This window comes from Streptomyces sp. NPDC005808, from assembly GCF_042871385.1.
In the GTDB taxonomy this organism is placed as follows: Bacteria; Actinomycetota; Actinomycetes; order Streptomycetales; family Streptomycetaceae; genus Streptomyces.
The window spans coordinates 1-15,703 of record NZ_JBIAIK010000035.1 but is presented as its reverse complement, the minus strand read 5'-3'; the positions used below and the strand labels follow the sequence as shown (position 1 = coordinate 15,703).

Sequence of the window (15,703 nt, the reverse complement as noted above, 5' to 3'; positions counted from 1 at the left end):
TAAACAGTCTGGTCGATCAGCTCCGAGCCACCGAAGACGATCTCCCTGACCGACTGGTCCAGATGCCGGTCCAGCTCCGCACACACCGCGTCGAAGGCATCCGCGAACACCGGGTAGGACTCGTACAGTTCACGGCCCATCCCCGCCCGCTGCGCCCCCTGCCCCGAGAACAGGAACGCCGTACGACCACCCACGACCGCACCACGCACCACACCCGCGGCGATCGCCTCCAGACCGCGCAGGAGGTCCTCGCGGTCCCCGGCCACGACCGCCGCACGGCGGTCGAAGGTCGTGCGCGTGAGGGCAAGGGAGTAGCCGATGTCGACGGGCGACAGGTCGGCGTTCTCGCGTACCCGCGCCAGCAGTCGGGCGGCCTGGCCGGCCAGGGAGCGCTCCGACTTGGCTGACAGCACCCACGACACCACCGGCAGGGCGGACGTCGACGTTCCGGCCGGTTCGGGCCGTGCCTGCGGCTCCTCGAGGATGACGTGTGTGTTGGTACCGCTCACGCCGAACGACGAGACCGCGGCGCGGCGCAGCCGCTCGGCCGAGGCGGGCCAGCTCCGGGCCTCGGTCAGGAGCTCGACCGCGCCCGCCGCCCAGTCCACCTTGGTGGACGGCTGGTCGACGTGCAGGGTCTGCGGGAGGACGCCGTGGCGCATGGCCATGACCATCTTGATGATGCCGGCGACACCGGCCGCGGCCTGTGTGTGGCCGAGGTTCGACTTCACCGAGCCGAGCCAGAGCGGCGCGTTGTCCGCGCGCTCCTGACCGTACGTGTTGATGAGCGCCTGGGCCTCGATCGGGTCGCCGAGCCGGGTGCCCGTGCCGTGTGCCTCGACGACGTCGACATCGGCCGCGTTCAGTCCGGAGTTGGCCAGCGCCTGGCGGATGACGCGCTGCTGGGAGGGGCCGTTGGGGGCGGTCAGACCGTTGGAGGCGCCGTCCTGGTTGATGGCGGAGCCCCGGACGATCGCGAGGACCTCGTGGCTGTTGCGTACGGCGTCCGACAGCCGCTCGACGAGCAGCACGCCGACGCCCTCGCCCCAGCCCGTACCGTCCGCGGCGTCCGCGAAGGACTTGCAGCGGCCGTCGGAGGCGAGGCCCTGCTGGCGGCTGAACTCGGTGAACGACATGGGCGTCGACATGACGGTCACGCCGCCCGCGAGGGCCAGGTCGCACTCGCCCTTGCGCAGTGCCTGGGCCGCCAGGTGGAGGGCGACCAGGGAGGACGAGCAGCCGGTGTCCACGGTCGCCGCCGGGCCTTCGAGGCCCAGGGTGTAGGAGATGCGGCCCGAGAGCACGCTGGCGGCGTTGCTGGTGAGGGTGGTGTCCGCGGCCTCTGCGGAGGCCATCAGCAGGGGCGCGTAGTCCTGCCCGTTGGTGCCGGCGTAGACGCCGGTCAGGCTGCCGCGCAGGGTGTCGGGGTGGATGCCAGCCCGCTCGAAGGCTTCCCAGGACGCCTCGAGGAGCAGCCGCTGCTGCGGGTCCATGGCGAGGGCCTCGCGCGGCGAGATCCCGAAGAAGCCCGGGTCGAACTCGCCCGCGTCGACGACGAATCCGCCCTCGTTGACGTACGAGGTGCCGGGGCGGCCGTCGGGGTCGTACACGACGTCCATGTCCCAGCTGCGGTTCGCCGGGAAGACGCTCATGGCGTCGGTGCCGGAGGCCACGACCTGCCACAGGTCCTCGGGAGAGCCGATGCCGCCGGGGAAGCGGCAGCTCATGCCGACGATGGCGATCTGCTCGTCGTCCTCGGACCAGGCGGCGCGCACGACGGTGGGAGCGGCGTTCTCGAGGCCGAGGAGTTCGGTGCGCAGCAGCTCGGCGAGCCGGGCGGCGTTCGGGTGGTCGAAGACGAGGGTGGTGGGCAGCTTGAGGCCGGTGGCCTCGGTGAGCCGGTTGCGCAGTTCGACCGCGGTCAGCGAGTCGAAGCCGAGCTCCTTGAAGGCGCGGCCGGGCTGGACCGCGTCGGTGCTCGCGTGGCCGAGTACGGAGGCGGCCTCGCCGCGTACGAGGTCGAGGAGCTGTTGTTCCTGTTCGGCGGCGGGGAGTCCGCGGAGCCGGGTGCGCAGCGCGGAGCCGTCCTGGTCGGTGCCGTGCTCGGTCTCGTCGTCGGCGGCGAGGGCGCGGGCGGCCTCGGGGATGTCGCCGATGAGCGGGCGCGGCCGGGACATGGCGTAGACGGGTGCGAAGCGCTCCCAGTCCATGTCGGCGATGCTCACGCAGGTCTCGTCGTGCTCGACGGACTGGCGCAGGGCCGCGATGGCGAGGTCGGTGGGCATGGCGGCCAGGCCGCGGCGGGCGAGCTGCTCGCCGGCGTCGCCGCCGGACATGCCGCCGCCGTCCCAGGCGCCCCAGGCGATGGAGGTCGCGGTCAGGCTGCGCGAGCGGCGGCGGACGGCGAGGCCGTCGAGGTAGGCGTTGGAGGCGGCGTACGCGGCATGGCCGCCGCTGCCCCAGACACCGGAGTTGGAGGAGAAGAGGACGAAGGCGTCGAGCGAATCGTCGTCGAAGATGTCGTCGAGGTGGGCGGCGCCGAGTGTCTTGGCGGCCAGGACCTCGTGGAGCCCGTCGGCGTCGAGGGTGAGGAGTTCGCCGGTGCGGTCGACACCTGCGGCGTGCAGGACGGCGGTGATCGTCTCGCCTGCCGCGCGCAGCCCGTCGACCAGCGCCTGAAGGCTGCCGCGGTCGGCGACGTCGCAGGCGGCGACGGTCACGCGGGCTCCCAGGGCGCTGAGTTCGTCGCGCAGCTCCGGCGCGCCGGGGGCGTCGAGGCCGCGGCGGCTCGTCAGGACGAGGTGCTCGGCTCCGCTCTCGGCCAGCCGGCGGGCGACGTGCGAGGCGATGGCGCCGGTGCCGCCGGTGATCAGGACGGTGCCGCGCGGGGTCCAGTCGCGGGTGCCGGGGCGGCTGCCGAGGGGGGCTCGGGTCAGCCGACAGGCGTGCGCGCCGGAGTCGCGGAGGGCGATCTGGTCCTCGTCGCCGCCTGCGACCAGGCCGGCGAGGCGGGAGGCGCCGCGCTCGTCAAGCTCTGCGGGCAGGTCGACGAGTCCGCCCCAGCCCTCGGGGAGCTCGAGTCCGACGACCCGGCCCAGGCCCCAGACGGCGCTCTGCGCGGGATCGACGTCGCGGTCGGAGGCGCCGACGGAGACCGCGCCACGGGTGAGGGTCCACAGCGGCGCGCTCGCCCCGGCGTCGGCCAGGGCGCGGATGAGCGCGACGGTGCCGGCCAGGCCGGCGGTGACGCTCGGGTGGCCCGGGTGGGGTGCGGTGTCGAGGGCCAGGAGGGAGAGGAACCCGTCGGCGTCCGAGAGGTCCTCGGTGTCGGCGAGTTCGGCGAGGGTGGTGAGGACGGCCTCGGCGCCGTGCCGGGTCAGGGCGGTGGTGAGCGTCCGGGCCGGGGCGGCCCACGTGTCGTCCGGGGTCTCGGGTACGACGACCAGCCAGCGGCCGGACAGGGTGGCGTCCAGCGGTGTGGCGACGGGCTTCCACGTGACGCGGTAGCGCCACGAGTCGATGGTGGAGTGCTCGCGGCGCCGGCGGCGCCACGAGGCCAGGGCGGGCAGTGCGGCGCGCAGCGGCTCGGCGTCGGCGGGCTCCAGTGCGTCGGCGAGGGCTTCGAGGTTGCCCTGTTCGACGGCCTCCCAGAAGGCGGCGTCCACGGGGTCGGCCGCGCCGGCGAGCACAGCGGCCGGGGACTCGGGCCAGTAGCGGGTGCGCTGGAAGGCGTAGGTGGGGAGTTCGGTCCGGGTGGCGCCGGTGCCCTCGAAGACAGCTGCCCAGTCGACGGTGGCGCCGTGGATGTGGGCTTCGGCGAGGGAGGTGAGGAACCGGTCGAGGCCGCCTTCGTCACGGCGCAGGGTGCCGAGCGTCGTGGCTTCGGCCTCGGCCGCCTCGATCGTGCCCTGGAGGCCGAGGGAGAGGACGGGGTGGGGGCTGACCTCGATGAAGACCGTGTGGCCGTCGGCGAGGGCGGCGCGGGTGGCCTGCTCGAACTCGACGGTCTCGCGGAGGTTGTTGTACCAGTAGGCGGAGCCCATCTCCCGGCCGTCGAGCAGCTCGCCGGTGAGGGAGGAGTACAGCGGGGTCGTACCGGCCTCGGCCTCGATACCGGCGAGCAGTCGGGCGAGTTCGGGCTCGATCTCCTCCACGTGGGCGGAGTGCGAGGCGTAGTCCACATCGACCTTGCGGGCACGGATCTCGGCCGCCTGGCAGTCGGCGACCAGCTCGTCCAGGGCCTGCGGGTCACCGGAGACGACCACGGAAGAGGGTCCGTTGACGGCGGCGACCGAGATACGACCGTCCCACGCCGCGATCTTCTCCCGCACCCACGCGGCGGGCTGAGCCACCGACACCATGCCACCACGCCCGGCCAGGGCGATGATCGCCCGGCTCCGCAGCGCCACGACCTTCGCCGCATCCTCAAGCGACAGCACCCCGGCGACAGCGGCCGCCGCGATCTCACCCTGCGAGTGACCGATGACGGCCGCGGGCTCCACACCGTACGAACGCCAGACCTCGGCGAGGGACACCATCACGGCCCACAGGACGGGCTGGACGACATCCACCCGGTCGAAGCCGGGCACGCCCTCCACCCCCCGCACGACATCGAGCAACGACCAACCGGTGAACGGCTCCAGCTCAGCCGCACATTCGGCCATACGGGCGGCGAAGACCGGCGACGAGTCCAGCAGACCCACCGCCATCCCCACCCACTGCGCACCCTGACCCGGAAACACGAACACCGGACGCACCTCGGTGGCCGCGGCCGTGCCCCGTACGGCCCGGGGGGCCGGGCGGCCCGCCGCGAGCGCTTCCAGGGCGGCGGTGAACTCCTCGCGGGAGTCGGCCACGATCGCGGCGCGATGCTCGAAACGGGAGCGGGTCAGGGCCAGCGAGTAGCCCAGGTCGGCCGTGGAGAGCCCGGCGTTGTCGCGGACGTGCGCCAGCAGGCGTCCGGCCTGGGCGCGCAGCGCCGCCTCGGACTTGCCGGAGAGCACCCACGGGACGGACGCGGTGGCCGGTGCGTCCGTCTGTGCGACCGCCGTGGCCGCACCCGCCTCGTTCTCCGGCGCCTCCGGGGCTTCGGGGGTCTCGGGGACGGGCTCCTGTTCGAGGATCACGTGGGCGTTCGTGCCGCTGATGCCGAAGGAGGAGACACCGGCACGGCGCGGGGCGCCGGTCTCGGGCCAATCCCGGTGCTCGGTGACGAGTTCGACGGCGCCGGCGGTCCAGTCGACGTGCGTGGAGGGCTCGTCGATGTGGAGGCTCTTGGGCAGCACGCCGTGCCGCATGGCCAGGACCATCTTCATCACGCCCGCGACGCCCGCCGCGGCCTGCGTGTGGCCGATGTTCGACTTCACCGAGCCGAGCAGCAGCGGCTTGTCCGCAGCCCGCTCCTGGCCGTAGGTGGCGAGCAGCGCCTGGGCCTCGATCGGGTCGCCGAGCGAGGTGCCCGTGCCGTGCGCCTCGACGACGTCGACCTGGTCCGCCGAGACCTTCGCGTTGGCGAGGGCCTGGCGGATGACGCGCTGCTGGGCCGGGCCGTTGGGGGCGGTAAGGCCGTTGGACGCGCCGTCCTGGTTGACCGCCGAGCCCCGGACGACCGCGAGGACCTCGTGGCCGTTGCGGCGGGCGTCCGAGAGCCGCTCCAGCAGGAGCATTCCGACGCCTTCGGCCATGCCCATGCCGTCGGCGGAGTCGGCGAACGCCTTGCAGCGGCCGTCGCGCGCGAGACCCTGCTGGCGGCTGAACTCCATGAGTCCGGTCGGACTCGGCATGATCGAGGCGCCTCCCGCGAGGGCCATGGCGCACTCGCCGTTGCGCAGGGCCTGCGCGGCCAGGTGTAGGGCGACCAGCGAGGAGGAGCACGCGGTGTCGAGCGTGACGGCGGGGCCTTCGAGGCCGAGCGTGTACGAGATGCGTCCGGACAGCACGGACGTGACGGTGCCGGTGAGGATGTAGCCCTCGGATCCGGCGGCGCCGCTCAGGTCGCCGCCGTAACCCTGGCCGGCCGCGCCGACGAACACGCCGGTGGAGCTGCCGCCGACGGTCGTCGGGTCGATGCCGGCCCGCTCCAGCGCCTCCCAGGAGGTCTCCAGGAGGAGCCGCTGCTGCGGGTCCATCGCCAGGGCCTCGCGCGGCGAGATCCCGAAGAACGCCGGGTCGAACTCGCCCGCGTCGTGCAGGAAGCCGCCTTCGAGGGCGTAGATCTTGCCCGCGGCGGACGGGTCGGGGTCGTACAGGTCCTCGATGTTCCAGCCCCGGTCGGCAGGGAGGCCGGAGATGGCGTCTCCGCCCGAGGACACCAGCTTCCAGAGGTCCTCGGGCGTGTTGACGGCCCCCGGGTAGCGGCAGCTCATGGAGACGATCGCGATCGGCTCCGCTTCCTGGGACTCGACGTTGCGCAGGTGCTGACGGGTCTGCTGCAGCTCCGCAACCACACGGGTCAGGTATTCCCGCAGCTTCTCTTCATCCGCCATCGAAACGTCGCTCCCGTCGGGTTCTAACTAAAAAATGACTGCATGCTGCCGGGTCGGAGGGTCAGGAGAGCCCGAGGTCCCTGTCGATCAGATCGAACAGCTCGTCGTTAGTGGCAGATTCGAGTCCCGCCACAGCGCCGTCCCGGTCGGACGACACTTCTTCGGCCCGCTGGTCGCGGCTGAGCTTCGAAAGCAGCGACTCGAGCCGCATGACAACCCTGACCCGGCCGATGTCGTCGGTGTCGCGGGCGGCCAGCGCCTGTTCGAGGCGGTCGAGTTCCTCCACGGCCGGAAGCACGTGCTCCGCGGCGGCCGGCAGGATCTCGGCCTTGAGGAGGGCGGCGAGCGCGGCCGGCGTGGGATGGTCGAAGACCATGGTCGCGGGCAGCTTGAGACCGGTGGCCGCGCCGAGCCGGTTGCGCAGTTCGACGGCGGTCAGCGAGTCGAACCCGAGGTCCTGGAAGGCCCGTCGGGCCTCGATGTCCTGGGCCGACGCGTGGCCGAGGACCCCGGCGGTGTGCTCCCGTACGAGGTCCAGGACCAGCTGGTCCTGCTCGGCCGGCGACAGCTCGGCGAGCTTCGCCCGCAGGGCGGGAGCCGAGCCGGCCGCCTCGGAGGCCGCGGCCTCCTGCTGCTCGTTGACCCTCTTGACCTGGGGGATCTCCCCGATCAGCGGGCGGTCGGCGCTCATGGTGAAGACTGGTGCGAACCGCTCCCAGTCCATGTCGGCGAGGACCACCGCGGTGTCCTCGTGGTCGAGGGCCTCCTGGAGGGCGATCATGGCCGGCTCGGGCTGGAGGGCCAGCACCCCGTGCCGGGTCAGCGCGCCCTCGCCCTCGCCCTCGCCGACGCCGGCGGCCATGCCGCCGTCGGCCCAGGGGCCCCAGGCGACGGCCGTGGCGGGCACCCCGCGGGCCCGGCTCTGCTGGGCGAGCGCGTCGAGGTAGGCGTTGGCGGCGGCGTACACGCCGTGGTCGCCCACGCCCCAGACACCGGCGACAGAGGTGAAGTAGACCACCGCGTCGAGTCCGGCCGGGTCGAGGAGTTCGTCGAAGTGGCGGGCTCCGGAGACCTTGCCGTTCGCGACGTAGGCGGCCGCTTCGGGACCGCATTCGGTCAGCGGCGCCAACAGGCCGACACCAGCCGCGTGGAGGACCGTACGGACGTGGTGCCCGTCGGCCGCGAGACCGTCCAGGAGTGCCTTGACGGAATCCCGGTCGGCCACGTCGCAGGCCGCGACGGTGACCTTGGTGCCGGTGGCCTCCAGTTCGGCCTTCAGCTCCCGGACCCCGGCGGCCTGTTCGCCGCTGCGGCTGGTCAGGACGACGTGCTCGGCGTCGTTCGCCGCGAGCCAGCGGGCGACGTGCCCGCCGATGGCTCCGGTGCCGCCCGTGACGATCACGGTGTCTGTGGGCCGCCACTGACGGCGCGCCTTCACGCCCGCCGTGGAGGCGGGGACGAGCCGCCGGGTGAAGACCCCGGAGGCCCGCACGGCCACCTGGTCCTCGACGCCGCCGCGCGGCGGGCCGGCGGCGGCCGTGCGCTGCGCCAGTACGGAGACCATCCGGCCGAGTGCGCCCGCGTCGGGGGTCTCGGGCAGGTCGACGAGTCCGCCCCAGCGCTTGGCGTGTTCGAGGGCCGCGACCCTGCCGAGGCCCCACATCTGGGCCTGGACGGGGCGGGCGGGCCCGTCGGTCTCGCTCACCGCGACGGCGGTCCGGGTGACGGACCACAGGGGCGCGTCCAGCTCCGCCTCGGCCATCGCCTTGATCAGGGCGAGCGCCTCGGTCAGACCCGTCGGGAGCACCTCGTACCCGCTGTGCGGCCGCTCGTCCATGGCGAGCAGGGACAGCACGCCGCCGAGCGGCCGCCCGGCCGCCACGGCGGCGCGCAGTCGGACGGCGAGGTCGGGCTCCTCGGCGGGCCGCAGGAGTTCCACCTCGGCGCCGTGGCCGGTGAGCGCGTCGGCGCAGGCCCGTACGAGTTCCTCGTCGGCGCCGGCGGCCGGGACGGCGAGCAGCCATGTGCCGGTGAGCGCGGGCACCGTCGATTCTGTGAGGGGCCGCCACACCACCTTGTAGCGCCAGGAGTCCACGGCCGAGCGCTCGCGGCGCTCCTGGTGCCAGGTGGCGAGCAGGGGCAGGACGTCGCCCAGCGCGGTGACGCGGGCGTCGTCGCCGCCGAGGTCGAGCGTCTCGGTGAGGGCGGTCAGGTCCTCCTGGTCGACGGCCTGCCAGAAGGCGGCGTCGACGGGGTCGGCATCGGAGCCGGTACGGGTGCCTGCGCCCGTACCGGTGCTCTGGTGCCCGTCCGGGCTGCCGAAGGACACCTCGGGCCAGTAGTGCTTGTGCTGGAAGGCGTAGGTGGGCAGGTCGGTGCGGCGGGCGCCGGTGCCTTCGTAGTACGCAGTCCAGTCGACGGCCGTGCCACGGACGTGGAGTTCGGCGAGGGCGGTGACCACGGCATCGCTCTCGGGGCGGTCCTTCCGCAGGACCGGGACGAAGCCGGCCTCATCGGTGACGCAGTCCTGGCCCATGGCGGAGAGGACCCCGCCGGGGCCCAGTTCGAGGTACGTGCTGACGCCTTGGGACTCCAGGTGGCGAATGCCGTCGAGGAAGCGGACGGCCTGGCGGACATGGTTGACCCAGTAGTCGGCGGAGAGCAGCTCCTCGCCCGCGAGCCGACCCGTCAGGTTGGAGACGACGGGGAACTTCGGGGCGTGGAAGGTCAGGCTTTCGGCGATGGCCCTGAATTCGGGGAGCATGGGTTCCATGCGCGGCGAGTGGAAGGCATGGCTGACCCTCAGACGCTTGGTCTTCTCGAAGCGGGAAGCGATGTCCAGTACCGCGTCTTCGTCGCCGGAGATGACGACGGAGTTCGGACCGTTGAGGGCTGCGATCGAGACACCGTCGACCAGGAGCGGCAGAACCTCGTCCTCGGTGGCCTGGAGGGAGACCATCGCGCCGCCCGTCGGCAGTGCCTGCATCAGACGGCCGCGAGCCGCGACCAGCGCGGCCGCGTCCTGAAGCGACCAGACACCGGCGACATGCGCGGCCGCGAGCTCGCCGATGGAATGGCCGAGGAGATAGTCCGGGGTCACCCCCCAGTGCTCCAACAAGCGGAACAGGGCCACCTCGACGGCGAACAGGCCCGCCTGCGTGTAAACAGTCTGGTCGATCAGCTCCGAGCCACCGAAGACGATCTCCTTGACCGGGTGGTCCAAGTGCCGGTCCAGCTCCGCACACACCGCGTCGAACGCATCCGCGAACACCGGATACGCCTCATACAGTTCCCGGCCCATCTCGGCCCGCTGCGACCCCTGACCCGAGAACAGGAAGGCGGTTCCGCCGCCGAGGGCAGCGCCCCGGGCCAGGCCGTTCACCGTGTTTCCGCGCGCCAGCCCGGCCAGGGCGGCGACGAGTGCGGCGCGGTCGCGACCCTGGACGACGGCACGGTGCGCGAGTGCCGCGCGGGTGGTCGCCAGGGAGTAGCCCGTGTCGAGCAGGTCGGGCTCGGCGGCGCCGGCCGCGTAGGAACGCAGCCGCTCCGCCTGGGCGCGCAGCGCGTCCTCCGTCACGCCGGAGACCGGCCAGGACAGCAGCAGGCCGTCCGCGTCGCCCGCACGGGTGACCGCCGGTGCCGGGGCCTCCGCCGGAACCTCCTCGATGATCACGTGGGCGTTGGTGCCGCTGATGCCGAACGAGGAGACCGCCGCGCGGCGCGGCCGTTCGTACTCCTCCCACTTGCGGGCCTCGGTGAGCAGTTCCACCGCGCCCGCCGACCAGTCGACGTGCGTGGACGGCTCGTCGACGTGGAGAGTCTGCGGGAGGACGCCGTGGCGCATGGCCATGACCATCTTGATGATGCCGGCGACACCCGCGGCGGCCTGCGTGTGGCCGATGTTGGACTTGACCGAGCCGAGGAGGAGAGGCTTGTCCGCCGGCCGCTCCTGGCCGTAGGTGGCGATCAGGGCCTGCGCCTCGATCGGGTCGCCCAGCGTCGTGCCCGTGCCGTGCGCCTCGACGACGTCGACATCGCCACCGGTCAGGCCCGCGTTGGCGAGGGCCTGGCGGATGACGCGCTGCTGGGCCGGGCCGTTGGGGGCCGTCAGACCGTTGGACGCCCCGTCCTGGTTGATCGCGGAGCCCCGGACGACCGCGAGGACACGGTGGCCCTTGGCGCGTGCGTCGGAGAGCCGCTCGACGAGCAGCATGCCGACCCCCTCGCCCCAGCCCGTACCGTCCGCAGCCTCGGCGAACGCCTTCACCCGGCCGTCCGCCGCGAGCCCGCCCTGGCGGGAGAACTCGATGAACGCGCCCGGAGTCGACATGACCGTCACACCACCGGCCAGGGCGAGTTCGCACTCACCCGACCGCAGCGACTGGATGGCCATGTGCAGGGCGACCAGCGAGGACGAGCAGGCCGTGTCGACCGTCACGGCCGGGCCTTCCAGACCGAACGTGTACGAGATACGCCCCGACACCACGCTCGCCGCGTTGCTGGTCATCGAGAGGCTGTCGGCGTCGGTGACGCCCAGCAGGAGGGTGGCGTAGTCCTGGCCGTTCGTACCGGTGAACACGCCGGTACGGCTGCCGCGCACCGACGCCGGGTCGATGCCGGACCGCTCGAACGCCTCCCACGAGGTCTCGAGCAGCAGCCGCTGCTGCGGGTCCATGCCGAGCGCCTCGCGCGGCGAGATCCCGAACAAGGCGGGGTCGAAGTACCCGGCCTCGTAGAGGAATCCGCCCTGGTCCGTGTAGGAGGTGTTGGGCGTGGAGCGCTCCGGGTCATAGAGCAGCTCCAGGTCCCAGCCGCGGTCGACGGGGAAGCCGCCGACGGCGTCGCGGCCCGCGGCAACGAGATCCCACAGCTGCTCGGGCGTGTTCACGCCGCCGGGGAAGCGGCAGCTCATCCCGACGACGGCGATCGGGTCGTCGTCGGATCCGGCGCCGGCCGCGGCCGAGCCGTCCCGTGCGGTGCCCTGGGCCGTGGCGCTGTCGTCGCCGACGAGGCTGGTACGGAGGTGGCGCGCGAGCGCCTCGGGCGACGGGTGATCGAAGGCGAGGGTCGCGGGCAGGGCAAGGCCGGTCACGGCCTTCAGTCGGTTGCGCAGCTCGACGACCGTGAGGGAGTCGAAGCCGAGGTCCTGGAACACCCGGCCCGGCTGCACCGCTTCGGCGGTCGCGTGGCCGAGGACGGCGGCGGCCTCGTCGCGGACCAGCTTGAGCAGCGTCTGGTGCTGCTCGGCGGCCGAAAGGGCCCGCAGGCGGCCGAGGAACGCGGAGCTGTTCCCCTCCTCGCCGTCACGAGCCCGCTCGACCGCGGCCAGCAGGTCGCGGACCTCCGGGATCTCGGAGATGAGCGGCTGCGGGCGGGCTGCGGTGAAGCGGGGGGTGAAGCGCTCCCAGTCGACGTCGGCCACGGCCACCCAGGGCTCGTCGCCGGCCGCCGCACGCTGGAGGGCGAGCAGGGCCAGATTCGGGTCCATGAGCGGCAGGCCGCGCTGGCGCATCAGTTCGCCGGCCTCGCCGTCGGCCATTCCGCCGCCGCCCCAGGCGCCCCAGGCGATGGAGGTGGCGGTCAGGCCGCGCGAGCAGCGCTGCTGGACGAGGGCGTCAAGGTGGGCGTTGGCGGCGGCATAGGCACCCTGGCCCGCGCTGCCCCAGACACCGGCGCTGGAGGAGAAGAGGACGAACGCGTCCAGCGCGAACTCCTCGGTGAAGTACGCGTCGAGCAGCGCCGCTCCACGGACCTTCGCCTCCATGACGGCGTCGAGCTCAAGGGCGCTGAGATCGGTGACGGCACGGGTGGGGCCGATGCCCGCGGTGTGCACGACGGCGGTGACCGTGTCGCCCGCCTCGCGCAGCCCGTCGAGCAGCCGGTACAGAGCCGTACGGTCGGCGACGTTGCACGCCGCGACCGTCACCCGTACGCCCATGGCGGCGAGCTCGTCGCGCAGTTCGGCGGCGCCCGGGGCGTCGAGCCCTCGGCGGCTGGTCAGGACGAGATGCCCGGCGCCGTTGCCGGCCAGCCAGCGTGCGACGTGCCCGCCGAGGGCGCCGGTGCCGCCGGTGACCAGGACGGTTCCCCGCGGGGTCCAGGCGGGCGCCGGCTCGCTGAACGGCAGGCGGGCGAGTCGGCGTACGAAGACCCCGGAGCCGCGGACGGCCAGCTGGTCCTCGTCCTCCGCGGTGGCCAGCACCGCGCAGAGGCGGGCGGCGGCGCGGTCGTCGAGTTCGGCCGGGAGGTCGACGAGACCGCCCCAGCGCTGCGGGAGTTCCAGTCCGGCGACCCGGCCGAGGCCCCAGACGGCGGCCTGCTCGGGACTGCCGACCCGGTCGGCCGCGCCGACGGAGACGGCGCCCCGGGTCAGGCACCAGAGCGGCGCCTGTACGTTCGCGTCGGCCAGCGCCTGGACGAGCACGACCGTGCCGTGCAGGTCCACGAGGGAGACGACACCTTCGACCGCGGTGCCGGGCGTGGTCTCGGGCGTGGTATCGGCGGGGGCCTCCGTGAGGGCCTCCGCGAGCGAGGAACGGTCGCTCAGTGCGATCCGGGCGACCTCGGCACCGTGAGCGGCGAGCGCGGCGGCGACGGCGTCCACGTGCGTGTCTCCGGCGGCGGCGCCTTCTGGGACGACCAGGAGCCAGCGGCCCGACAGAGCACCGCCCGACATCGCGACGGGCTTCCAGGTGATCCGGTACTGCCAGTCGTCCAGGGTGGCGTGGCTGCGCCGTTCGCGCCGCCACTCGGAGAGCAGCGGGAGCACGGTGGCCAGGGATGCCTGGGCGGTGTCGTCCCCGTCGGCGATGTCGAGGGTGTCGAGCAACTGCGCGACGTCCTCACGTTCGACGGCGTCCCAGAAGCTCGCGTCGACCGGATCGGCGGAGGCGGCTGCCCCGGAGGGGGCAGTGGGGGCGTCGGGCCAGTAGTGCTGGTGGTCGAATGCGTAGGTGGGGAGGTCGACGCGGCGGGCGCCGGTGCTCGCGTAGTACGTCGCCCAGTCGACCTGCCCGCCGCGGACGTGGAGTTCGGCGAGGGCGGCGGTCAGGGCGTGAGCCTCGGGACGGTCCTTGCGCAGGACCGGGACGAACGCCGCGTCTTCGGTGACGCAGTCCTGGGCCATCGCGGAGAGGACTCCGCCGGGGCCCAGCTCCAGGTAGGTGGTGACGCCCTGGGTTTCGAGGTGCCGGATGCCGTCGAGGAAGCGGACGGTCTGGCGGACGTGGTCGACCCAGTAGTCCGCCGACAGGATGTCCTCGCCCGCGAGTTCACCGGTGAGGTTGGAGACGACCGGGATACGGGGGGTGTGGAAGGTCAGGCCCTCGGCGACCGCCTTGAACTCGGCCAGCATGGGTTCCATGCGCGGCGAGTGGAAGGCGTGGCTTACTCGGAGTCGCTTAGTCTTCTTGAAGCGGGCCGCTATGGCGAGTACGGCGTCTTCGTCGCCGGAGATGACGACGGAGTCAGGGCCGTTGACGGCGGCGATCGACACACCGTCGACCAGGAGCGGCAGCACCTGCTCTTCGGTGGCCTGGACGGCCACCATCGCACCACCCGTCGGCAGCGCCTGCATCAGACGGCCGCGAGCCGCGACCAGCGCGGCCGCGTCCTGAAGCGACCAGACACCCGCCACATGCGCAGCCGCCAACTCACCGATGGAGTGGCCGAGCAGGTAGTCCGGGGTGACACCCCAGTGCGCGAGGAGCCGGAACAGCGCCACCTCGATCGCGAACAGACCGGCCTGCGTGTAAACAGTCTGGTCGATCAGCTCCGAGCCACCGAAGACGATCTCCCTGACCGACTGGTCCAGGTGCCTGTCCAGCTCCGCGCAGACGGCGTCGAAGGCATCAGCGAACACCGGGTAGGACTCGTACAGTTCACGGCCCATCTCGGCCCGCTGCGCCCCCTGCCCCGAGAACAGGAACGCCGTGGCTCCGGTCGTCGCCGAGCCGCGCACCACACCCGCGGCCGAGCGGCCCTCCGCGACCGCCCGCAGCAGCGCCTCGCGGTCCTCACCGACCACGACCGCACGGTGCTCGAACGCCGTCCGGGTCACAGCGAGCGAGTAGCCGATGTCCAGCGGCGAGGCGCCGCCATCACCCACCCGGGCGAGGAGCCGCCCGGCCTGACCGGCCAGCGCCCGCTCCGACTTGGCCGACAGCACCCACGGCACCACCGGCAGCACCGACTCCACGACCGGAGCCTCGGCCGGCTCGGACTCCTGCGGCTGCTCCAGGATCACATGCGCGTTCGTACCGGAGATACCGAACGAAGACACACCCGCCCGACGCGGACGATCGCCCGCCTCCGGCCACTCCCGCGCCTCCGTCAACAGCTCCACCGCACCCGCCGACCAGTCCACGTGCGTGGACGGCTCATCGACATGCAGCGTGGGCGGCATGACGCCGTGGCGCATCGCCATGACCATTTTGATGATGCCGGCGACGCCGGCGGCGGCCTGAGTGTGGCCGATGTTGGACTTGATCGAGCCGAGGAGCAGCGGACGGTCCTCGGCGCGCTCCTGACCGTAAGTGTTGATGAGCGCCTGGGCCTCGATCGGGTCGCCCAGCTTCGTACCCGTACCGTGCGTCTCGACCACGTCGATCTCGGCCGCGGAGACGTTCGCGTTGGCGAGGGCCTGGCGGATCACACGCTGCTGCGAGGGACCGTTCGGGGCCGTCAGACCGTTCGAAGCACCGTCCTGGTTCACGGCCGAACCCGAAACGACCGCCAGGACCTGATGGCCCTTGCGCCGGGCCTCCGAGAGCCGCTCGACCAACAGGACGCCGACGCCCTCGGACCAGCCCGTACCGTCCGCGTCGTCCGAGAACGACTTGCAACGGCCGTTGAAGGCGAGGCCGCCCTGGCGGCTGAACTCGGCGAACGTCGTGGGCGTCGACATGACGGTGACACCCCCGGCCAGGGCCATCTCGCACTCGCCGGTGCGCAGGGCCTGGATCGCCCAGTGCAGCGCGACCAGCGAGGACGAGCAGGCGGTGTCGACGGTGACGGCCGGGCCTTCGAGACCCAACGCGTAGGCCACGCGACCCGAGACAACGCTGCCCGCGTTGCCGGTGCCGAGGTACCCCTCGGTGTCGTCGGCGCCGGAGAGGTGGGTGACGTAGTCGTGGTACATGAGGCCGGCGAACACGCCGGTCCGGCTGCCCCGGACGGTTGCCGGGTCGATGCCCGCCTGCTCCAGCGCCTCCCAGGAG

2 protein-coding genes are annotated in these 15,703 nt (G+C 72.8%); both read right to left on the bottom strand.

The window, feature by feature from the left end; translation table 11 throughout:
* A partial coding sequence (locus tag ACFYPC_RS36870; protein WP_391891712.1) for a type I polyketide synthase occupies positions 1-6,485 on the bottom strand: 6,485 nt, incomplete at its 3' end.
* 61 nt (positions 6,486-6,546) lie between these two features.
* Positions 6,547-15,703 (bottom strand): type I polyketide synthase (locus ACFYPC_RS36865; RefSeq protein ID WP_391891711.1); only part of this gene is annotated, 9,157 nt, incomplete at its 5' end.